This is a genomic window from Enterobacter sp. BNK-18 (assembly GCF_047456135.1).
In the GTDB taxonomy this organism is placed as follows: Bacteria; Pseudomonadota; Gammaproteobacteria; order Enterobacterales; family Enterobacteriaceae; genus Enterobacter; species Enterobacter ludwigii.
The window spans coordinates 3,482,753-3,504,061 of sequence record NZ_CP179899.1; the positions used below are offsets into that span (position 1 = coordinate 3,482,753).

The 21,309-nt window shown below is 55.5% G+C and carries 22 protein-coding genes; 10 read left to right on the plus strand and 12 right to left on the minus strand.

All coding sequences use genetic code 11. The features are described from left to right. The first annotated feature begins 421 nt into the window (after window positions 1-421). Entirely contained in the window at window positions 422-814 is a 393-nt protein-coding gene (panM, locus tag ACMGG3_RS16815) for an aspartate 1-decarboxylase autocleavage activator PanM (protein ID WP_020884545.1), read from the plus strand. Window positions 815-900: 86 nt separating this feature from the next. On the opposite strand, the gene livJ is transcribed toward panM, so the two are convergent. The 6 genes from livJ to ftsY all read right to left on the minus strand — a co-directional run bounded on the left by livJ (window position 901) and on the right by ftsY (window position 7,890). Then, entirely contained in the window at window positions 901-2,001 is a 1,101-nt protein-coding gene (gene livJ / locus ACMGG3_RS16820) for a branched chain amino acid ABC transporter substrate-binding protein LivJ (protein WP_072126534.1), read from the minus strand. A 196-nt stretch (window positions 2,002-2,197) separates the two neighbouring features. Continuing rightward, entirely contained in the window at window positions 2,198-3,463 is a 1,266-nt protein-coding gene (locus ACMGG3_RS16825) for a 4-aminobutyrate--2-oxoglutarate transaminase (protein WP_150343830.1), read from the minus strand. A gap of 135 nt (window positions 3,464-3,598) precedes the next feature. Further along, window positions 3,599-4,456, minus strand: coding sequence for an RNA polymerase sigma factor RpoH (gene rpoH, locus ACMGG3_RS16830; protein ID WP_014172011.1), 858 nt, complete (start codon window positions 4,454-4,456; stop codon window positions 3,599-3,601). A gap of 251 nt (window positions 4,457-4,707) precedes the next feature. Next, window positions 4,708-5,763, minus strand: a complete 1,056-nt coding sequence (ftsX, locus tag ACMGG3_RS16835; protein ID WP_014172012.1) for a permease-like cell division protein FtsX — start codon at window positions 5,761-5,763, stop codon at window positions 4,708-4,710. After that, a complete protein-coding gene (ftsE, locus tag ACMGG3_RS16840) occupies window positions 5,756-6,421 on the minus strand; it encodes a cell division ATP-binding protein FtsE (protein ID WP_014172013.1) in 666 nt (221 codons plus the stop codon). Before ftsE ends, ftsX begins: the two co-directional genes overlap by 8 nt. Before the next feature lie 2 nt (window positions 6,422-6,423). Beyond that, complete coding sequence (gene ftsY, locus ACMGG3_RS16845) at window positions 6,424-7,890, minus strand: signal recognition particle-docking protein FtsY (protein ID WP_410396855.1); 1,467 nt, start codon at window positions 7,888-7,890, stop codon at window positions 6,424-6,426. A gap of 127 nt (window positions 7,891-8,017) precedes the next feature. On the opposite strand from ftsY, the gene rsmD reads away from it, so the two are divergent. Further along, a complete protein-coding gene (gene rsmD / locus ACMGG3_RS16850; RefSeq protein WP_414149322.1) occupies window positions 8,018-8,620 on the plus strand; it encodes a 16S rRNA (guanine(966)-N(2))-methyltransferase in 603 nt (200 codons plus the stop codon). Then, on the plus strand, window positions 8,604-8,885 hold the full coding sequence (locus tag ACMGG3_RS16855) for a DUF1145 family protein (RefSeq protein WP_014172016.1): 282 nt from the start codon (window positions 8,604-8,606) through the stop codon (window positions 8,883-8,885). The genes rsmD and ACMGG3_RS16855 overlap by 17 nt, the downstream gene beginning before the upstream one ends. Window positions 8,886-8,932: 47 nt before the next feature. Here the strand turns inward: ACMGG3_RS16855 and ACMGG3_RS16860 are convergent, their stop codons facing one another. Next, window positions 8,933-9,292: a DUF2500 domain-containing protein gene (locus ACMGG3_RS16860; RefSeq protein WP_014172017.1), complete on the minus strand. Its 360-nt coding sequence runs from the start codon at window positions 9,290-9,292 to the stop codon at window positions 8,933-8,935. Window positions 9,293-9,421: 129 nt separating this feature from the next. Here ACMGG3_RS16860 and ACMGG3_RS16865 point away from each other — a divergent pair, with 129 nt between their 5' ends. Both ACMGG3_RS16865 and zntA read left to right on the plus strand, forming a co-directional pair. Further along, entirely contained in the window at window positions 9,422-10,048 is a 627-nt protein-coding gene (locus ACMGG3_RS16865; RefSeq protein WP_014172018.1) for a lysoplasmalogenase, read from the plus strand. A 76-nt stretch (window positions 10,049-10,124) separates the two neighbouring features. Then, window positions 10,125-12,311: a Zn(II)/Cd(II)/Pb(II) translocating P-type ATPase ZntA gene (zntA, locus tag ACMGG3_RS16870; RefSeq protein ID WP_414149323.1), complete on the plus strand. Its 2,187-nt coding sequence runs from the start codon at window positions 10,125-10,127 to the stop codon at window positions 12,309-12,311. 42 nt (window positions 12,312-12,353) lie between these two features. Here zntA and ACMGG3_RS16875 read toward each other — a convergent pair whose 3' ends face one another. From ACMGG3_RS16875 to tusA, 4 genes are all read right to left on the minus strand, one after another. After that, window positions 12,354-13,640: a TRAP transporter large permease gene (locus ACMGG3_RS16875; protein ID WP_014172020.1), complete on the minus strand. Its 1,287-nt coding sequence runs from the start codon at window positions 13,638-13,640 to the stop codon at window positions 12,354-12,356. A gap of 10 nt (window positions 13,641-13,650) precedes the next feature. After that, window positions 13,651-14,160 carry a TRAP transporter small permease gene (locus ACMGG3_RS16880; RefSeq protein WP_014172021.1) on the minus strand — a complete coding sequence of 170 codons (510 nt, stop codon included), beginning with the start codon at window positions 14,158-14,160 and terminating at the stop codon, window positions 13,651-13,653. A gap of 11 nt (window positions 14,161-14,171) precedes the next feature. After that, window positions 14,172-15,143 (minus strand): TRAP transporter substrate-binding protein, encoded by a 972-nt coding sequence (locus ACMGG3_RS16885; RefSeq protein WP_014172022.1) that lies wholly within the window; start codon window positions 15,141-15,143, stop codon window positions 14,172-14,174. Between the two features lie 191 nt (window positions 15,144-15,334). Then, on the minus strand, window positions 15,335-15,577 hold the full coding sequence (tusA, locus tag ACMGG3_RS16890) for a sulfurtransferase TusA (protein WP_020884537.1): 243 nt from the start codon (window positions 15,575-15,577) through the stop codon (window positions 15,335-15,337). Between the two features lie 166 nt (window positions 15,578-15,743). On the opposite strand from tusA, the gene ACMGG3_RS16895 reads away from it, so the two are divergent. Both ACMGG3_RS16895 and ACMGG3_RS16900 read left to right on the plus strand, forming a co-directional pair. After that, a complete protein-coding gene (locus tag ACMGG3_RS16895; protein ID WP_020884536.1) occupies window positions 15,744-16,409 on the plus strand; it encodes a 7-cyano-7-deazaguanine/7-aminomethyl-7-deazaguanine transporter in 666 nt (221 codons plus the stop codon). Window positions 16,410-16,481: 72 nt separating this feature from the next. Beyond that, window positions 16,482-17,039 carry a DcrB family lipoprotein gene (locus ACMGG3_RS16900; protein ID WP_014172025.1) on the plus strand — a complete coding sequence of 186 codons (558 nt, stop codon included), beginning with the start codon at window positions 16,482-16,484 and terminating at the stop codon, window positions 17,037-17,039. 4 nt (window positions 17,040-17,043) lie between these two features. Here ACMGG3_RS16900 and ACMGG3_RS16905 read toward each other — a convergent pair whose 3' ends face one another. After that, a complete protein-coding gene (locus ACMGG3_RS16905; RefSeq protein ID WP_020884535.1) occupies window positions 17,044-18,261 on the minus strand; it encodes an MFS transporter in 1,218 nt (405 codons plus the stop codon). A gap of 144 nt (window positions 18,262-18,405) precedes the next feature. Here ACMGG3_RS16905 and ACMGG3_RS16910 point away from each other — a divergent pair, with 144 nt between their 5' ends. From ACMGG3_RS16910 to ACMGG3_RS16920, 3 genes are all read left to right on the plus strand, one after another. Next, window positions 18,406-19,455, plus strand: a complete 1,050-nt coding sequence (locus ACMGG3_RS16910) for an AI-2E family transporter (RefSeq protein WP_014172027.1) — start codon at window positions 18,406-18,408, stop codon at window positions 19,453-19,455. Between the two features lie 323 nt (window positions 19,456-19,778). Then, window positions 19,779-20,168: a hypothetical protein gene (locus tag ACMGG3_RS16915; RefSeq protein ID WP_020884534.1), complete on the plus strand. Its 390-nt coding sequence runs from the start codon at window positions 19,779-19,781 to the stop codon at window positions 20,166-20,168. Between the two features lie 67 nt (window positions 20,169-20,235). Continuing rightward, on the plus strand, window positions 20,236-21,300 hold the full coding sequence (locus ACMGG3_RS16920) for a methyltransferase (protein ID WP_414149324.1): 1,065 nt from the start codon (window positions 20,236-20,238) through the stop codon (window positions 21,298-21,300). The last annotated feature ends 9 nt before the right edge of the window (window positions 21,301-21,309 follow it).

A 21,309-nucleotide genomic window follows, 5' to 3' on the forward strand; every position in this document is an offset into this window, starting at 1 on the left:
TGAATCCCCATTCGTGATGTCGTGTATATATTTTGTTTTATTATGGTTAAAAAGCATTCTGTACTTTTAATGCACAACGCTATTTTTACCAGCGCCTTTAATGGTTTAGCGCAGTTTTTTCATAAAAACCAGACTAAAATCTCTATTTTTCAGGCGATTAAGCAAAGATAATATTCTGAAACAAGGCAGAGATAAACAAATAAAATTGCAGTTTGCAGCATAAAATAACGGTACAAAGCGCCGAATAATTCACTGCCATTCAGGTTAAAATTCTGCTTATTTTTCGATCCATGTGTTTTCAAACTGCCCTTCGCGCTGCCAAAAAACTAATCACCTGGTGGGCCGGGATAAAAAGAGGAAGCCGCTGAGGGAATAAATTGAGTACACTGCCCCTACTCAATTTGATTTGGACAAGCAGCTAATGAAACTGACTATCGTGCGTCTGGTGACCTTTAGCGACCAGGATCATATCGACCTGGGCAAGATCTGGCCGGAATATTCCCCTTCGTCGCTCCGTGTCGATGAGACACACCGCATCTACGCCGCGCGCTTTAACGAGCGTCTGCTCGCCGCGGTTCGCGTGACGCTGAGCGGCACCGAAGGGGCGCTGGACTCACTGCGCGTACGTGACGTGACCCGTCGTCGCGGTGTGGGGCAGTATTTAATTGAAGAAATAATCCGTGAAAACCCGAACGTTACCTCCTGGTGGATGGCCGACGTGGGCGTGGAAGACCGCGGCGTGATGGCGGCGTTTATGCAGGCGTTAGGGTTTACGGCGCAGGAAAACGGGTGGGAGAAACGTCAGGTTTGCTGAATGCCGCCTGATGCCCTCACCCCGCCCCTCTCCCACAGGAGAGGGTGCAAATACTAAAACGGCAACCGAAAGGTTGCCGTTTGCTTTTATTTGGCGTCGGTCGCCGTTCCGTTAGCATGCCAGTCAAACACGCCGAACTCGAAACCTTTCAGATCGCCCTTCGCATCCCAGGAAAGCGGCCCCATCACGGTATCGACAGAGTTAGCCTTCAGCCAGGTGGCAATCTCAGCCGGATCGGCTGACTGGTTCAGACCCGCCTGCAGAGACTGCAGCGCAGCGTAGGTGGTCCAGACGAACGCGCCGCTTGGATCCTGTTTCTTCGCCTTGATGGCATCTACGATCGGTTTGTTCGCAGGCACCTGGTCATAGTTCTTCGGTTTGGTCACCAGCAGGCCTTCAGCAGACTCACCGGCAATGTTAGACAGGGAAACGTTCGCCACCCCTTCCGGGCCCATAAACTGGGTTTTCAGGCCGGCCGCACGTGCCTGACGCAGGATCTGGCCCATTTCAGGGTGATAGCCACCGTAGTAAACGAAATCAATATTCTCTTTCTTCAGACGCGCCACCAGAGTGGAGAAGTCTTTCTCACCGGCGGTGATACCGTCGAAGAAGACCACATTGGCATTGCCTTTCTTCAGACCATCCTGCACGGCACGCGCCAGACCTTCACCATACTGCTGTTTGTCGTGAACAATCGCGATACGCTTCGGCTTCACGTTGTCCAGAATGTATTTTGCCGCGGTTGGGCCCTGGTCTGAATCCAGACCGGTGGTACGCAGGGTCAGCTTATAGCCACGTGCGGTCAGCTCCGGCGCCGTTGCAGCCGGGGTGATCATCAGAATGCCTTCGTCTTCGTAGATATCAGACGCGGGCTGCGTGGAAGAGGAGCACAGGTGACCGATAACGTATTTGATCCCGTCGTTCACCACTTTGTTCGCCACGGCAACCGCTTGTTTCGGGTCACAGGCATCATCATATTTTACGATCTGCAGTTTTTCGCCCTTGATGCCGCCCTTAGCATTAATGTCTGCAACCGCCTGTTCTGCGCCGGTAAATTCCTGGTCGCCGTACTGTGCTACCGGACCGGACATCGCGCCCACGACAGCCACTTTAATATCGGCCTGTGCCATCGTGCTGAATGCCAACGCAATACATCCTGCCAGTAACGCTTTACCCTTCATATTCATCCTGAGATTCCCCATTATTATGGTTATTACGATTGTCGTGATGTTGTTGTGTAGCGCTTTATTTCAGTTATAGGTATGACAGTCGCGCTTTTTCAGCATACTCTGCTAAAACATACCCCATTTTTATGATTTTGGAATAGCTAATTTGAAATGAATATATGATAAGCCCGGCAGGGATCACCGCCGGGCCAGGGCTTTAACGTGTCAGCGACGCGGAGATAATATCCAGCGCTTTACGGAACTGAACTTCGGGGATGGTAAGCGGATAGAGGAAACGGATAACGTTGCCGTACACGCCGCAGCTCAGCAGCAATAGACCTTCCTGCAACGCACGCTCCTGGACCTGACGCGTGAATTCCGGCGACGGCAGTCCGGTTTGCGGGTCGTTAAACTCCACCGCCACCATTGAGCCCTGAGCACGAATATCAGCGATAAACGGACAGTCGCCCTTCGCTTTGTTCAGCACTTCCACCAGATGATGGCCAAGATGCGCCGCGCGCGTGCAGAGATCCTCTTCATCAATCACATCCAGCACGGCATGGGCTGCGGCAATCGCCAGCGGGTTGCCGGCGTAAGTCCCGCCCAGCCCGCCAGGTGCGGGGGCATCCATCACTTCCGCCCGGCCAGAGACCGCCGAGAGCGGCATCCCGCCGGCCAGGCTTTTCGCCATGGTGATCAAATCCGGCTTCACGCAATGGTGTTCCATCGAGAACAGCTTGCCGGTTCGCGCAAAGCCACTTTGCACTTCATCGGCAATCAGCAAAATTCCGTGCGTATCGCACAGTTCGCGCAGGGCCAGCATAAAATCGGCGGGGGCAACGTTGAATCCCCCCTCCCCCTGAACCGGTTCCAGGATAATGGCCGCCACCTGGTCCGGCGCAATGTCGGCTTTGAAGATGCGTTCGAGGCTTTTTAACGCTTCTACCGTGCTGACGCCGTACAGATCATTTGGATAGTGTGCGTGATAAACCGATCCGGGAAACGGACCGAAACCGAGTTTGTACGGCGCCACTTTCCCCGTCAACGCCATCGTCATAAAGGTACGGCCGTGGAAGGCACCGCCAAAGGCGATCAGGCCAGGACGACGGGTATACGCGCGGGCAATTTTTACCGCGTTTTCGACCGCCTCTGCTCCCGTAGAGAAGAAAGCCGTTTTGGCAGGCCCATCAACAGGCACACGTTGGTTGATACGCTCGGCAAGCGCCACATAGCCTTCGTACGGGACAATCTGGTATGCCGTATGGGTAAATGCGTGGAGTTGTTTTTCGATGGCGGCAATAACTTTTGGATGCCGATGGCCGGTATTCAGCACCGCAATCCCGGCGGCGAAGTCGATATACTCGTTACCCTCGACGTCCCACACCGTGGCATTTTCGGCTTTATCGGCATAGAAGTTACACATCACGCCGATACCGCGCGGCGTCGCCTGCAAACGCCGGTCATTCAGTTCACTGTTTTTCACCCTGTCCCCCTGAGAAAGTCACCTGCTTAGCGCATCTGTAAGTGTTTGCCAGGGGGAGGGAATTCGCCAGAGCGGGAGATAAAAAAACAAAACCCCCGAATTTGCATTCGAGGGTTATCGGGGACATCGCGGAAATTACGCTTCGATAGCGGCGCGAAGTTTTTTCATGGCGTTCTTTTCAAGCTGACGCACACGTTCAGCGGAGACGCCGTAGCGATCGGCCAGCTCCTGCAGCGTGGACTTGTTGTCTTCGTCCAGCCAGCGGGCGCGGATAATATCCTGGCTACGTTCGTCGAGGCCTTCCATTGCTGAAGTCAGCTTGTTCGCGGCCTGATCTTCCCAGTTATCCTCTTCAATGCCGTCAGCAAAGTTAGAGGTTTTATCCTGCAGATACAGAACCGGTGCCATTGGCTGGCTGTCAGAGCCGTCGTCGTCGGAGGACATATCGAAGGTCATGTCCTGCGCGGCCATACGGGATTCCATCTCACGCACGTCTTTGCTGGATACGCCCAGCTCGCGCGCCACCATTTCAACTTCATCCTGATTGAACCAGCCCAGACGCTGCTTGGTTTTACGCAGGTTGAAGAACAGTTTACGTTGCGCTTTTGTCGTGGCGACTTTCACGATACGCCAGTTGCGCAGCACGTATTCATGAATTTCTGCTTTGATCCAGTGCACGGCGAAGGAGACCAGTCGCACACCCACTTCCGGGTTGAAGCGACGTACAGCCTTCATCAGACCGATGTTACCTTCCTGAATCAAGTCCGCCTGCGGCAGGCCATAGCCCGCATAATTACGAGCAATGTGAACAACAAAGCGCAGGTGAGACAGGATCAGCTTTTTCGCTGCTTCCAGATCGCCCTGGTAATGCAGCTTTTCAGCAAGCTCCTTTTCTTCCTCGGCCGTTAACATCGGCCAGGTGTTCGCAGCCCGGATATAAGATTCCAGGTTACCAACAGGGGCTAAAGCTAAAGTTTGCATTTCTTTGGTCATTCATTCCTCTCAATGTTTCTTCTGGTCCAGGCTGTCCCCATCAGGCAACAACCATGCCAAAGCGTTTGAGCCACGAGATTAGCATTCACTCTTTTATCAGACAGTGATTTTATCCACAAGTTCCAGGTGCAACGGTGAATAAATTACGCACAAATTGTGACATGGAGATGATAACAGGGGAAGAGACAACAGGGACGCTTTCCCTGCAGAGCGAACATCTCGGTGCAGGGAAAGATTATATCACGCTTTTATTAGTCGGGAGTAAAGTGACGTAAATGTTGCACGGTTGCCAGCCATGCTGCCACCCAGCCGATCATCGAGCACACCAGCAGCAGTAACAGGCACTCATCGAACCCTAAGCCACTGATATCAAACTTCGTTCCGAAAACCTGCGCCACCTCGGTTACGGCAGAGGACAGCCGCATCACCAAAATTTCTGACAATATCAGTGAAAGAAATGCGCCGGAAAAACCGAGCAATGCGCCACCGTACAGGAACGGACGCAGGATGAAGCCATCCGTCGCACCAATCAGTTTCTGCACGTTGATGGTGTCGCGACGCGCGAAAATGCTCAGGCGTACGCTGTTACCGATGACGAGGAAGACCGCCGCCACCATCAGCACACCAATCATCGCCGCCACGCGCCCTACCAGCCCGGTCAGCGCAGCAAGACGCGCAAACCAGCTGTCATCCATGCGCACTTCATCAATCCCGTTGATACGGGTGATGCGGTCACGCAGGGTGTTGAGCGAGTCGGTCCCCTGGAAATCGAGTTTCGGGATCACCACCGCCACGGCCGGGAGGGGGTTCTCTTCAAGCATGTCCAGCGCACCGCCAAAGCCTGACCAGTTACGGAACTCACCCAGGGCTTCTTCACGAGAGAGATAATTCACTTTCTCTACGCCCTGTTCGGCCTGGATTTGCCCCACAACCTGCGCCGCTGCGTTATCGTCGAGCGCCTTATCCAGATAGACCGTGATCTGCGGAGAAGGATAGTACTGCGACGCCGCCTGGTTAACGTTTTTATAGACCATGTAGCAGACGCTTGGCAGCGTCAGGGAGATGGCAATCACCATCACCGTCAGGAACGTCGCCAGCGGTTTGCTTTTCAGGTCCTGCAACGCACCGTGGAAGGCATAACGCACCTGCTCGTTGAACACGTTGGTTTTGCGGGAGTTCGGCTTAGGCGCCGCTTTCGCACGCTTTGGCGCATTACGATTGCCGTCACCGCCGCCCTGCGGCTTACGGAAGCGGTCAAACCGGTTTCCGAACTGCCGAATCTGGTTTATTGCATCACGCTTATTCACCGAGGCCTCCGTGCAAATGACCGTCGCTCAGGGTCAGCATGCGGTACGAACGACGGGAAATCAGCCCGATGTCGTGCGTTGCCATCAATACCGTCACCCCAACGCGGTTAAATTCCTCAAACAGACGCAAAATCCCTTCTGACAGGGCGTCGTCCAGGTTACCGGTCGGTTCATCCGCCAGCAGTACCGCAGGTTTGTTCACCACCGCACGGGCAATCCCCACACGCTGCTGTTCACCGCCAGACAACTGGATCGGGAAGTTCTTCGCTTTGTCCAGCAGCCCGACTTTATCCAGCGCCGCAGAGACGCGACGACGGATATCATCATAGCTGGCACCGGCAATAATCAGCGGAATGGCCACGTTATCGAAAACGGTGCGATCCATCAGCAGGTGGTGGTCCTGGAAAATCATGCCAATCTGACGACGCAGGAACGGCACCTCACGGTTTTTCAGACGGCTAATATCATGGCCGCTGAACCAGATTTTCCCGGCGCTCGGCCGCTCGATCCCACAGATAAGCTTGAGCAGGGTACTTTTCCCCGCGCCGGAATGGCCGGTCAGGAATGCCATCTCGCCTGGCTGCAGGTGGAATGTCACCCCCTGCAGCGCTTGTCTCCCACCGAGATAGGCCTTGCTGACGTGTTCAAAGCGAATCATTGTTAGTCCTCTCGGGCAAATAGTGCCTCAATAAAGTCGTCCGCTTTAAACGGACGTAAATCCTCAATACGCTCGCCCACACCGATGTAACGGATAGGAATATTGAACTGATCGGCCACGGAGAAGATCACCCCGCCTTTCGCGGTGCCGTCCAGTTTGGTCAGCGTGATCCCGGTCAGCCCTACCGCTTCATGGAACAGCTTCGCCTGGCTGATGGCGTTCTGTCCGGTGCTGGCATCAATGGTCAGCATAATTTCATGCGGTGCCTCTTCGTCCAGCTTCTTCATGACGCGGACGATTTTCTTCAACTCTTCCATCAGGTGCGCTTTGTTCTGCAAACGCCCTGCGGTATCGGCAATCAGCACATCCACGTTACGCGACTTCGCCGCTTGAATAGCGTCAAAGATAACGGAGGCGGAATCCGCACCGGTATGCTGCGCAATCACCGGGATGTTGTTACGCTGGCCCCAGACCTGCAGCTGCTCAACCGCCGCCGCACGGAAGGTATCACCTGCCGCCAGCATTACCGATTTGCCCTGCTGCTCAAACTGTCGCGCCAGCTTGCCGATGGTGGTGGTTTTCCCCACACCGTTCACGCCAACCATCAGAATAACAAATGGCGTTTTGCCTTCAATATTAAGCGGTTCGTCAACTTTTGCGAGGATTTCGCCCATCTCGTCTTTCAGCAGACCGTACAGCGCTTCGGCGTCACGCAGCGCCTTGCGGCTCGCCCCTTCGGTCAGACTGGCGATGATCTTACGGGTTGTTTCCACCCCAACGTCGGCGATCAGCAGTTGCTCTTCCAGCTCTTCAAAGAGATCGTCGTCGATCTTCTTGCCGCGGAACAGACTGATAAATCCGGAACCTAAGTTTTCTTTGGTTTTGAGCAGGCTACGCTTCAGGCGGGCGAAGAAACCTTCTTTGGTGGGTTTTTCCTGTTCCTGAGCAACCTCTTCACCCTGCTCTGGTTGCGCTTCCACCGGCACGACGATAACCGCTTCTTCCGCCGCGTCTGCCGCCAGCGCCTGGGCTTCCAGCTCTTCGTCGGTAAGCGCTGGCTCGTCTTGTGCTTCTTCTTCCACCGCCTCAACAATTTCGACGGTTTCTGCCTCGGCCTGCCACTCCTGCGCTGAAACCTCTTCGGCTTTCACCTCTTTCGGCAGCGGCAACGTTTCATGCTCGATAATCGCCTGCGGCGTATCGATAACGTCTTCTACCACAACGGGTTCTGGCTTCTCGCTTTCCTGAACCTGTTCGGTAACTTCCACCACCTCTTCAGCAAAGGCTTCGGTCTCTTCTTTGCTGTGCGCGTGCTCTTCCGCGTCGACAACGGCGGCAGTTTCTACCGGCGTTTCAGGCTGAGACTGCTCTTCAACGGCTTGTTGTTCTTCGGTTTTCTGCTCTGTTTCTTGCTCTTTTTCACCGAAGCCCAGCCAGGAAAAGAAGCCACGTTTTTTTTGTTTTGCCATCTGCGACTACACTCCTCGCGGCGCTATATACATGGAAGCTAAAAAAATGATGAAATAGTCTAACACTTTACTTAATTGACATCACCGCCCGCAATCGCAGGCCAATTGTTAACAGAGCTTTCCAGAGATGAAGAAACTCAACCGCGCCCCAGCCGGTCAAATTCGTATTATCGGCGGCCAGTGGCGAGGCCGGAAATTACCGGTGCCGGATAGCCCCGGACTACGCCCAACCACGGACCGCGTACGCGAAACGCTGTTTAACTGGCTGGCCCCCTCAATGGTGGATGCCCACTGCCTGGACTGCTTCGCGGGCAGCGGCGCGCTGGGTCTGGAGGCGCTGTCGCGCTATGCCGCCAGCGCCACGCTGCTGGAGATGGAGCGCGGCGTTGCGCAGACGTTGCAGCAAAATCTGGCAACGCTAAAAGCGACCAACGCCAAAGTAGTGAATACCAACACACTGAGCTTCCTCGCGCAAAAGGGCACGCCGCACAACGTGGTGTTTGTCGACCCGCCGTTCCGCAAGGGGCTGCTGGAAGAGACGTTATCCCTGCTGGAAAACAACGGCTGGCTGGCGGATGACGCGTTAATCTACGTCGAAAGCGAAGTCGAAAATGGTTTACCGCCGGTCCCGGTTCACTGGGATCTGCACCGAGAAAAAGTGGCAGGTCAGGTCGCTTATCGTCTGTATCACCGTCAGGCACAAGGAGAATCCAATGCCAGTACTGATTAATGTGGGACGTTTGTTGATGCTGGGCGTCTGGGCATTTCTGCTCCTCAATCTGGTGCACCCGTTCCCGCGCCCGATGAACATCTTTGTGAACGTGGCCTTTATCTTTACCACCTTCATGCACGCCCTGCAGATGGTGATGCTGAAAAACGGCCTGCCAAAAGACGGTCCGCAGATGACCGGCTGGCAGCAGCTGCGCGTGTTTATTTTTGGCGTATTTGAACTGCTGGTGTGGATGAAGAAATTTAAGGCCCAGGCGAAGAAGTAAGGCGCCTCAAGCCTCAGCCTACCCCTCTCCCTGCGGGAGAGGGAACATTACCGATCTGGCGTAAACCCTTCAAACCGCGACCCTTTGTAACTCAGCATCCCTTTTTCTCCCACCGTCAGTTGATGGTACTGCTGCGCCTCCAGACGGTAGGTCATCTCCAGCCCGCCGGTTTCCGGCTTAAAGCTCGCTTCATAGCGCATGGTGGCTCCCGCCGGCGTAACCTGCTGCTGGCGCGAGCGTCGGTCATTGAGGGCTTTCTCGCGTTTATTGCTTACCACCACGCGTTTTTGCATCAACGGCGCGGCATCGTTGTCCGCCTTCTCACGGCGCTGCTGCACGAAACGAAAGGAGGCGGCAATGACGATAATCGCCACCACGATAACGAAAAAAAGCGGCATCTTGCTCATTCAAAAATCCCATCAGATTATACGGAATTCAGCATACCCTGCCTTCCCCGGCATTGCCAAACGCCTGCCCCCATCACTACACTGAAGAAGAAACTGATTATTCAGACTCAACAGTTACAGGGAGTTAATATGCTTTGGTCATTTATCGCTGTCTGTTTTTCCGCATGGCTTTACGTCGATGCATCCTATCGCGGCCCTGCCTGGCAGCGATGGTTGTTTAAACCCGTCACGCTGTTGTTACTCCTGCTGCTTGCCTGGCAAGCGCCCATGTTTAACGCCGTCAGCTATCTGGTTCTTGCCGGTCTGTGTGCGTCCCTGATTGGTGATGCCTTAACCCTGCTGCCGCGACAGCGCCTGCTGTATGCCGTTGGGGCATTTTTCCTGTCGCATCTGCTTTATACCATTTACTTCGCCAGCCAGATGACGCTCTCCTTCTTCTGGCCGCTGCCGCTGGTGCTGCTGGTCATTGGCGCGCTGTTGATCGCGGTGATCTGGACGCGTCTGGAAGAGATGCGCTTGCCTGTCTGCACGTTTATCGCCATGACGCTGGTGATGGTATGGCTGGCGGGTGAACTGTGGTTCTTCCGTCCGACGGCACCGGCAATGTCCGCGTTCTTTGGTGCCACGCTGCTGTTACTCGGGAATATCGTCTGGCTGGGCAGCCACTATCGTCGCCGCTTCCGTGCGGATAACGCGATTGCCGCCGCCTGCTACTTTGCCGGTCACTTCCTGATTGTGCGTTCACTGTATATCTAAATAAGCCTTGACTCTGGAGTCGACTCCAGAGTGTATGCTGCGGTTAATGAGAAAATTATCATTACCGGAGACTGCCATGTCGACTCCAGAAACACCTAAAAAAGTTCCACAATTCTCGGCACTTAAGCTCAGCCCCGTTCCCGCGAAGGACGACTGCTGCTGCGACGGCGCATGCGAAACGCAAAACACGCTGCCGCTCCCGGAAAGCGCAAACCGCTACAGCTGGGTGGTCAACGGTATGGACTGCGCGGCCTGCGCCCGTAAAGTCGAAAACGCGGTAAAACAGGTCCCCGGCGTCAGCCACGTCCAGGTGCTCTTCGCCACCGAGAAGCTGCTGGTCAGCGCCGATAATGACATCAGCACGCTGGTTAAAGCCGCCGTCAGTAAGGCCGGTTACAGCCTGCGCAGCGAAACCGCACCTGTCGAAAAGACGTCAGCCCTGCGAGAAAACCTGCCCATTATCACCCTTATCATCATGATGGCCCTGAGCTGGGGTCTGGAGCAATTTAACCACCCGTTCGGTAACCTGGCGTTCATCGCCACGACGCTTGTCGGACTGTTCCCGATTGCCCGTCAGGCCGTGCGGCTGATGAAAAGCGGAAGCTGGTTCGCCATCGAAACGCTGATGAGCGTGGCGGCGATCGGCGCGTTGTTTATTGGCGCGACGGCGGAAGCGGCCATGGTGCTGCTGCTGTTCTTAATTGGCGAGCGCCTTGAGGGCTGGGCGGCGAGTCGGGCACGGAAAGGGGTCAGCGCGCTGATGGCGCTGAAACCGGAAACCGCAACGCGGGTGACGGACAGCGAACGCCAGACGGTGGCAATTAACACGCTGCGCCCGGGTGATGTGATTGAGGTCGCCGCCGGCGGGCGTCTGCCTGCGGACGGTGAATTGCTTACCGCCACGGCGAGTTTCGATGAAAGTGCCCTCACCGGCGAGTCGATTCCGGTTGAACGCTCAGCGGGCGAGAAAGTGCCTGCAGGCGCCACCAGCGTCGATCGTCTGGTGCAACTCACGGTCCTCTCCGGACCGGGTGAGAGCGCCATCGACCGCATCCTGAAGCTGATTGAAGAGGCCGAGGAGCGTCGCGCACCCGTTGAGCGCTTTATCGATCGCTTCAGCCGGATCTACACCCCCACCATCATGCTGGTCGCCCTGCTGGTGACAATTATTCCACCGTTATTCCTGGGCGCAGCCTGGGAGGGCTGGGTTTATAAAGGTTTGACGTTGCTGCTGATTGGTTGCCCGTGTGCGCTGGTGATCTCCACGCCGGCGGCCATTACCTCCGGCCTGGCGGCCGCGGCGCGTCGTGGAGCGCTGATTAAAGGCGGTGCGGCGCTGGAGCAGCTGAGCCAGGTGCAACATATCGCCTTCGATAAAACCGGTACGCTGACGGTGGGTAAACCGCAGGTCACGGGCATTTATCCTCAGGAGGTCAGTGAAAATACGCTGCTCGCCCTGGCCGCTGCCGTCGAACAAGGCTCCACCCACCCGCTGGCACAGGCAATAGTCCGCGAAGCGCAGTCGCGTGGGCTGGACATCCCTGCCGCCACCGCACAGCGGGCGCTGGTCGGGTCCGGGATTGAAGCCGACGTTGAAGGGAATAACGTCCTGATCGTTGCCGCGAATACGTTTCCGGCGGCCGGGCTGAGCCAGCCAGTCCAGGCGCTGGAACAGGCCGGGCAAACCGTGGTGATGGTGGTGCAAAACGGCGTGGCGATAGGGATGCTGGCACTGCGTGACACCCTGCGTGACGATGCAAAAGACGCCGTCGCCGCGCTGCATCAACTGGGCGTGCAGGGGGTGATCCTCACCGGGGATAACCCGCGAGCCGCGGCAGCGATTGCCGGTGAGCTGGGGCTGGCGTTTAAAGCCGGGTTATTGCCTGCGGATAAAGTGCGCGCCGTAACGGAACTGAACAACCATGCACCACTGGCAATGGTGGGTGACGGAATCAACGATGCCCCGGCGATGAAAGCCGCCACCATTGGCATTGCAATGGGCAGCGGCACCGACGTGGCGCTGGAAACCGCCGACGCAGCACTCACCCATAACCGCCTGACCGGGCTGGCGCAGATGATTGCTCTGGCGCGCGCCACGCGGGCCAATATCCGTCAGAACATCGGGATTGCGCTGGGCCTGAAGGGGATTTTCCTGGTCACCACGCTGCTCGGTATAACCGGCCTGTGGCTGGCGGTGCTGGCGGATACCGGCGCGACGGTACTGGTGACGGCGAACGCGCTCCGCTTATTACGTCGACAATAACACAAGATGCCCTCTCCCACCGGGAGAGGGCGGAAAACGGCGTCACTGCATCCCTAACACGCGCGGCAGCCACAGCGAGATGGCCGGGATGTACGTCACCATCGCCAGCACCACCAGCAGCATGCCGTAAAACGGCAGCATGGCGCGAACCACATGCTCGATTTTCTGTTTACTTACCGCGCTCGCCACAAACAGCACCGAACCGACCGGCGGCGTAATCAGCCCGATCCCCAGGTTCACCATCATGATCATCCCAAAATGCACCGGATCGATGCCCAGCGAATTGGTCACCGGCAACAGCACTGGCGTCAGGATCAGGATGATCGGTGCCATGTCCATTAACGTGCCGATCAGCAGCAGCATGATGTTGAGATACATCAGGATCACGTACTTGTTATCGGAGAGTGAGGTGAAGAACTCGGTGATACGGCTCGGGAGCTGCATGTAGGTCATCACCGCGCCAAACGCCGCCGCAAAGCCAATCAGTATCATCACGATGGTGACGGTTTTCACCGTCCTGCACATCAGCTTCGGCAGCTCGTTCCATTTGTAGTCCCGGTAGATAAACATGGTGACAAAGAACGCCCACAGACAGGCCACGGCAGCGGATTCCGTTGCGGTAAATATCCCGGACAGTATCCCGCCGAGAATAATCACCACGGTCATCAGCCCCCACAGCGCGTCCAGCGTGATTTTCAGCGCCTGCTTAAAGGGAATTTTTTCCCCTTTCGGGTAGCCACGTTTGCGGGCAAAGCCCAGACACATTGCCATCAGGCTTACGCCGAGCAGCAGCCCTGGCAGCACCCCCGCGATAAACAGCGTCGCGATAGAGACCGTCCCGCCTGCCGCGAGGGAATAAATTACCGAGTTGTGGCTGGGCGGGATCAAAATCGCCTGTACCGACCCGCTGGCGGTCACCGCCGCCGCATAATCGCGCGGATAGCCCTTCTTCTCCATCTCCGGGATCATTACGCTGCCAATGGAGGCCGTATCCGCCACCGACGAGCCGGAAATCGCGCCGAAGAACGTGGAGGCCACAATATTCACCAGCGACAGCCCACCGCGAATAAAGCCAACAAACACGTAGGCGAAATTGACCAGCCGTCGGGCAATCCCCCCTTCCGCCATAATCGCACCCGCGAGAATAAAGAAGGGGATCGCCAGCAGCGTGAATTTATTCACCCCGCTGGTTATCTGAATCATCAGCGCCTCGAGAGGTAAATCTATCCACAACGCGCCCGCGACGGCGCTTAGCCCGACGGCAAAGGCCACCGGCATCCCCAGCGCCAGCAAAATGGCGAGGGTGAATAACAAAACGAATGCATCCATTGTTCACCCCTTAACTGTGGTTGCCGATCAGCACGACGGGACGGTTTTCCTGCGAGCCAAACAGCAGGCGCTCAATCACAAACAGGATCAGAACGGCAGAGCCCACCGGCAGCGGCAGATAGCTCTCGCCGGAGGTCAGGACCGGAAATTCGGCGACCGGTTGCTCCCAGAGTTCGACGCACAGCCAGTAGCTGTACCAGAACATCAGGCCAGCGATCAGCAGCATCAGCAGATCAACGGCCCGTGCGCAGACGGTTTTTAACGGCCCGGGCAGCCGGTCGGTGAGCATATTCACCGCAATGTGCGAACCGGCACGGTAGCTGACCGCCGCGCCGATAAAGGTGAAGGTCACCATGCAGATGATGGCAACCGGCTCCGGCCAGGATTCACCGCGGTTAAGCACATAGCGCGAAAAAATGCCGATGGGGATCACAATCGTCATCACCAGCAGCGAAATGCCCGCCACGGCCATCGCCAGCAGGTAGAGACGGTCCATCCACTTCAGATAGAGTTCGGACATACGTACTCCGGTTACTTGACGTCAGCGATGGCTTTCATCAGATCCTGATGCTTTTCGCCATACTGGGCGCGCACCGGCTCTGTGGCTTTGATAAATACCGTTTTGTCGATCTCGTGGAACTGCACCCCGCCAGCCTTCATTTTTTCCAGCGCCTGGGCGTTATAGGCTTCCCACAACTTACGTTGTTCAAACTGGGCTTCACGGGCCAGGGTCAGGATCTTTTTCTGCTCGTCGGCGCTGAGTTTGTCCCACTTCACTTTTGAGTAGAGCAGCATTTCCGGGGTGATAAAGTGGCCGCTGAGGGTGTAGTTTTTGGCGACCGGCATATAGTTATGCGCGACATAGGTCGGTGGATTATTCTCCGCGCCGTCAATCACGCCGGTTTGCATTCCGCTGTAAACTTCGCTTACCCCCATTGCCACCGCGTTAGCGCCCATATCTTTCAGCGTCGCCAGCGCCACCGGACTGCCCTGTACGCGGATTTTCTTCCCTTTCAGATCGTCGGGTTTAACAATCGGATCTTTGGTGATCAGGTTGCGGGTGCCGGAGTCCATCCAGCCGAGGAACACCAGTCGTGATTTCGGGTTGGCAGTTAGCTTATCGCCAATTTGCTTGCCGATATCCCCGTCGATCACTTTGTGCATGTGGTCTTCATCGCGGAAAACGTAGGGCAGCGTGAAGACTTCGATATCGGGCAGGATGGCCGCCACCGGCGCCATCGAGACGCGGATCATATCGATCGCCCCCATCTGCGCCTGCTCAATCATCTGTTTTTCATCCCCCAGCACGCCGCCGGGGAAAACCTTGATCTCCAGCTTGCCGTCGGTTTGTTGTTTGAGTTTTTCACCCATTTGCTGAACCGCCACCACGTTCGGGTAGCCTTCAGGGTGCACATCGGCGGCTTTGATGGTTTGCGCAGCGACAGAGCAGGCAAAAGCGGAGAGGCACAGGGCGGCCAGTAACGGCTTGAGGGTCGTTTTCATCGGGTCAACTCCAGGGTAGTGAGATAAGCGTTAAAACAGTGTTTTATTTTTGTACGCTTAAAAACTAGACTACGGCCGGAAAAGCGGGGGTGAAGCGCCTCACAAAAGCGTGAAATTTTGAAACGATGGTTTAGAAAGGTTTTCTCCCTCTCCCGGTAGGAGAGGGTCGGGGTGAGGCCATCAGGCCGCATTTACCCCTTGCGGATCACATACCGGTACGGCAGCGTTTCGGTCTGCTGTGCCACCAGCTCATGTTCCATAAAGGTACAAAAACCGGGAATGTCGCGGGTGGTGGCGGGGTCGTCGGCGATGATCAGCAGCGTCTCACCGGTCTGCATGTTGCGCACGGTTTTACGTACCATCATTACCGGCTCCGGGCAGCGAAGGCCCTGAGCATCAAGGGTGTGGTCTGGGCTGGAAAACAGATCGGTCATGTTCTTCTCGGTCAGGTAAAAACGGCTGTAGTTTACGCCCCATCGTCGGCAATGCAACCAGGTTAACGATTGCGTAAAAACTAACCATTGCAATGTCCGGCCAAAGCAGTATCATGCTGCGGTTTTTATTGGGTTCCCTCACCCCAACGTATAAAAAGGTTACAACATGATGCAGTTTTCTGATTCACAGCGCGTTAAAGCGTTGTTCTGGCTTTCGCTTTTTCATTTGCTGGTGATTACCTCCAGCAACTATCTGGTGCAACTCCCGATCTCCATCTTTGGTTTTCATACCACGTGGGGCGCGTTCAGTTTCCCGTTTATTTTTCTCGCCACTGATTTGACCGTGCGTATTTTCGGCGCACCGCTGGCTCGCCGCATTATTTTTGCGGTCATGCTGCCGGCGCTGTTCATTTCGTACGTGATCTCTTCCCTGTTTTATATGGGAAGCTGGCAGGGGTTCGAGGCGTTAACGCACTTCAACCTGTTTGTCGCCCGTATCGCCTCCGCCAGCTTTATGGCCTACGCGCTGGGGCAGATCCTCGACGTTCACGTGTTTAACCGCCTGCGTCAAAATCATCGCTGGTGGATGGCACCCACGGCGTCCACGCTGTTCGGCAACGTCAGCGACACGCTGGCCTTCTTCTTTATCGCATTCTGGCGTAGCCCGGACGCATTTATGGCCCAGCACTGGATGGAAATCGCCCTTGTGGACTACTGCTTCAAGGTGCTTATCAGCATTGTGTTCTTCCTGCCGATGTACGGCGTCCTGCTGAATATGCTGCTGAAAAGACTCGCAGATAAATCTGAAATCACAGCATTGCAGGCTGGTTAAGGGTTCGCTTTATCAGTTGTGATAAGATGAGCCAATCAGCCGTTATGGCCGTTTATCGAAAGGAAGAAGTTAATGCGCAATCTGGTTAAATATGTCGGGATTGGCCTGCTGGTTGTGGGCCTTGCAGCCTGTGATAACAGCGACACGAAAACGCCTGCTCAGGGCGCGTCTGCAGAGAGCAACGCCACCGGTCAGCCGGTGAGTCTGCTGGACGGTAAACTCAGTTTCTCTCTGCCAGCAGATATGACTGACCAGAGCGGCAAGCTGGGTACCCAGGCGAACAATATGCACGTTTACTCCGATGCAACCGGGCAGAAAGCCGTTATTGTGATTGTGGGCGACGACACCAGCGAAGACCTGGCCGTCATGACCAAACGTCTGGAAGATCAGCAGCGCAGCCGCGATCCGCAGCTGCAGGTCGTGACCAATAAATCTATCGAACTGAAAGGCCACACGCTGCAACAGCTGGACAGCATCATTTCAGCAAAAGGCCAGACCGCTTACTCTTCCGTGGTGCTTGGTAAGGTCGATAATAAACTGCTGACCCTGCAGATCACCCTGCCGGCGGAAAATCAGCAGAAAGCGCAGACGGCTGCTGAAAACATCATTAACACCATCGTGATCCAGTAATTCTTCACGATGATGACGTGGCCTCCGGTGCCTGCACCGGGGGCCATTTTTTTAGCCGCCATGTCAGCATCAATGCGATAACCACCAGACCCGCCGCGGCAAGATAGATTACCGGTACCCCTGCCCACGCCATCACCAGCCCCGCCAGCGGCCCGGTAATGCCCAGCGACATGTCCATAAACACCGTGTAGGTCGCCAGCGCCGACCCCTGGTTCTGCTGCGGCACGGCTTTTACCGCGACCACGCCGAGTGCCGGGAAGACCAGCGAAAAGCCAGCGCCGGCGAGGAAAACGCCCATTTTCGCCATCCACGGTGCGGTGGCAATCCCGGTCAGCACCAGCCCGACAATCTCTACCGCAAAGCAGATCAACGCCACATTCAGTCCCCCCAGACGGTTGATACCGTTCGGGAAGAGCAAACGCGCGCCGACAAACGCACAGCTAAACAGCGTCAGGGCAAAGGCTGCGCCGTCCCAGCCTTTGGCGTCATAGAAGAGAGTGATGAACGTGGCGATCACGCCGAAGCCGGTGGTTGCCAGCGCCAGCGCCATACCATAAGGCCAGACGCGCCCTAACACCGCCCTGAACGGCAGCGGCTTGCCTTTGCTGGCCTTCACCTTCGGGCGCGGCAGGGCAAACAGAATCGCGAGCAGCGCGACGACCATAATGGTGATAGCCAGCCCGGATAGCCCGCCATAGGCATAACAGATCACCCCCAGCGGTGCGCCCAGCGCCATTGCGCCGTAAGTGACGATACCGTTCCACGAGATCACCCGGCCAATATGGGACGCACCCACCACACCCACGCCCCACAGCGTCGAACCGGTGCCCGCCAGACTTTGTCCAATACCCAGAATCACACGCCCCAGACAGAGCAGCGCCAGGCTGACCAGCGGCCAGTGGCTGGTGGTGGCGGCCAGCAGGTAGCCCAGACCACTCAGAAAACAGCCGCAGAGCCCCACAATGACGATGCGCTTTGGCCCAAACAGATCCGCATAGCGCCCGGCATGCGGGCGGCTCAGGAGCGTGGCGAAATACTGCAGGCTGATGACCAGCCCCGCCCAGAATGCGCTAAAACCCATGACGTCATGGACATAGCCCGGCAACACCGCCAGCGGCAGGCCAATCGTCAGATAACTGGCGAAGTTAAAAATCACAACGGAAACAATGCGCAGATTGAGGCGCAATCCGCTCAGCGCCGGTTCGGCGGCATGCTCTGGCATGGGGTTTAACCTGAATTTTTACAACAGTGTTTCACTATTACCACGGCAGGATAAGAAAATCAGCACTGACTTTCAGATTATCGGCTCCAGACGAAGCGGCCACCGGGCACTACACTTAACGGGCTATCACATTAAGGAACCCGCATGATACCGAACCAGTCCGACAAAGCAGGACTTCACATCTTATTAAAACTCGCCTGCCTGGTGGTTATCCTTGCAGGTATCCATGCTGCCGCAGACATCATTGTCCAGCTCCTGCTGGCGCTCTTTTTTGCCATTGTGCTTAATCCGCTGGTGACCTGGTTTTTGCGCCGGGGCATCAGCCGTCCGGTGGCCATTACTATCGTGGTCATCGTGATGATGATTGCCCTGACGGCGCTTTTCGGCGTGCTCGCGGCGTCGCTCAGTGAGTTCTCCACCATGCTCCCGCAGTACAACAAAGAGCTGACGCGTAAGATCGTTTCGCTTCAGGAGATGATGCCTTTTCTTAACCTGCATATCTCACCCGAGCGGATGTTACGCCGCATGGATTCAGAGAAGGTCATGACCTACGCCACCACCCTGATGACCGGCCTTTCCGGCGCGATGGCCAGCATCCTGCTGCTGGTGATGACGGTGGTGTTTATGTTGTTCGAGGTCCGCCATGTTCCTTATAAGCTGCGCTTTGCGCTGAATAACCCACAAATTCATATTGCGGGTTTACACCGCGCCCTGAAGGGCGTGTCCAAATATCTGGCCCTGAAAACGCTGTTAAGCGTCTGGACCGGGGTGATTGTCTGGCTGGGACTGATGCTGATGGGCGTGCAGTTCGCGCTGATGTGGGGCGTACTGGCGTTTCTGCTGAACTACGTACCCAACATCGGCGCGGTGCTTTCCGCTGTGCCGCCGATGATTCAGGCGTTTCTGTTCAATGGCTTTTACGAATGCATGCTGGTGGGGGCGCTGTTCCTGGTCGTGCATATGGTACTGGGCAATATCCTTGAGCCGCGCATGATGGGCCACCGTCTCGGAATGTCGACGCTGGTGGTGTTCTTGTCGTTGCTGATCTGGGGATGGCTGCTGGGACCGGTCGGGATGTTACTGTCAGTCCCGCTGACCAGCGTGTGTAAGATCTGGATGGAAACCACCAAAGGTGGCAGCAAACTGGCGATCCTGTTGGGTCCCGGGCGACCGAAAAGCCGCCTGCCGGGATAACGGGTCCCACAGCGCGTAACTGTGCAACACACCGAAAATTACCGCGACGCTCACCGCGCGGTAATTTTCATTTTCGTTAAGGAGGATTTCGCGTTATTTATCTTGCCCTAATAAATGAATCGTCATGCAAATATTTATTTAACGCAAATTACACGGCATATAATTCTCACCCTTTATTTTCAATGTATTACACCTCCCCTCACGTAAAATAAATACCCACGTTTATATCGACAAAAATTATCTTCATTAGCGATAATACTCCGCCAAAATATAATTTTTTAAAATTACTGATTTAAATTGTTATTATTGATACGGAGTTGTTGATGAAAAAGATCATTAAATGGTTTGCTGCTGTTGCTGTCGTCGGCGCACTGGCCGGTTGCGCGCGTACCGCCCCAATCGATCAGGTTCACGCTACTGTCAGTACAGGCCACACTGCTGAGCAGGTGAAAACCGCCATTCTGAAAGCAGGCCAGAAGCGCGACTGGATCATGAGCGAAGCGGGCCCGGGCGTAATTAAAGGCCGTCTGCAGGCACGCGACCACTCGGTCGAAATCCGTATTCCTTATTCTGCGACAAGCTATTCAATTAATTACGAAAGCAGTATGAACCTGAAAGCCGCCGACGGTAAAATCCACAAGAACTATAACCGCTGGGTGCATAACCTCGACCACGATATTCAGATGAACCTCTCTGCAGGTGCCGCGCTGTAATATTTTCCTCATGTCGGGCCGAAATGGCCCGATAACGTTTTTCTCGGCCTCATAAGGTTACGCACGCATGTACGAAAAGGACACCCTCAACGCGCTGGACGCCATTACCGAAGCGCAACGCATCGCTTTTGCGCCGATGCTGTTTCAGACCGCGCGTTGTCTGCGTAATTCGGGCGTGCTTTCCTGGCTGGATAAAAAAGGGAAAGCAGGGGCAAGTCTCGAGGAAATAACCGAAAACAGTACCCTGAGCAGTTATAGCGTAAGCGTATTGCTGGATATGGGATTAAGCGGGCGGATCGTTACCTGTAAAGAAGGGCGCTATTTCCTGGCAAAGGTGGGCCATTTCTTATTGCATGACACCATGACCCGCGTGAATATGGATTTCACGCAGGATGTTTGTTACCAGGGGTTATTCCATCTGGCCGATGCCCTGCAGGAAGAAAAACCGGCGGGATTATCCGTGTTTGGCAACTGGCCAACTATCTATCCGGCATTATCACAATTACCCGAGCAGGCAAAAGAGAGCTGGTTCGCTTTTGATCATTACTATTCTGATGCCGCTTTCGACGCGGCGCTGCCATATATATTCGCAAGCTCGCCGACAAAATTGTACGATGTGGGCGGAAATACGGGTAAATGGGCGTTACGCTGCTGCCGCTATGACGACAATGTTGCCGTGACGATCCTTGACCTGCCACAGCAGATAACGCTGGCGCAGGAAAACATCGAAAAAGCAGGTTTATCTCATCGCATTGGCTTCCATGCTGTCGATATGCTTAGTCATGCGACATTGCCGGGTGAAGCCGATATCTGGTGGATGAGCCAGTTCCTGGATTGTTTCTCTCCGGACCAGATTGTCGCCATGTTGACTCGCGTTGCACAGGTTATGAAGCCCGGCGCGCGACTGTGCATCATGGAACTGTTCTGGGATGCCCAAAAATTTGAAGCCGCCTCATTCAGCCTGAATGCTACCTCGCTTTATTTCACCTGTATGGCGAACGGCAACAGCCGGTTTTACAGTGTAGAGAAATTTTATCACTACCTGGAGCGGGCCGGTTTCCACGTAGAACAGCGGCTGGACAACCTTGGGGTAGGTCATACCCTATTGATTTGTCAAAAAATTGAACAATAGAGCAGTTGA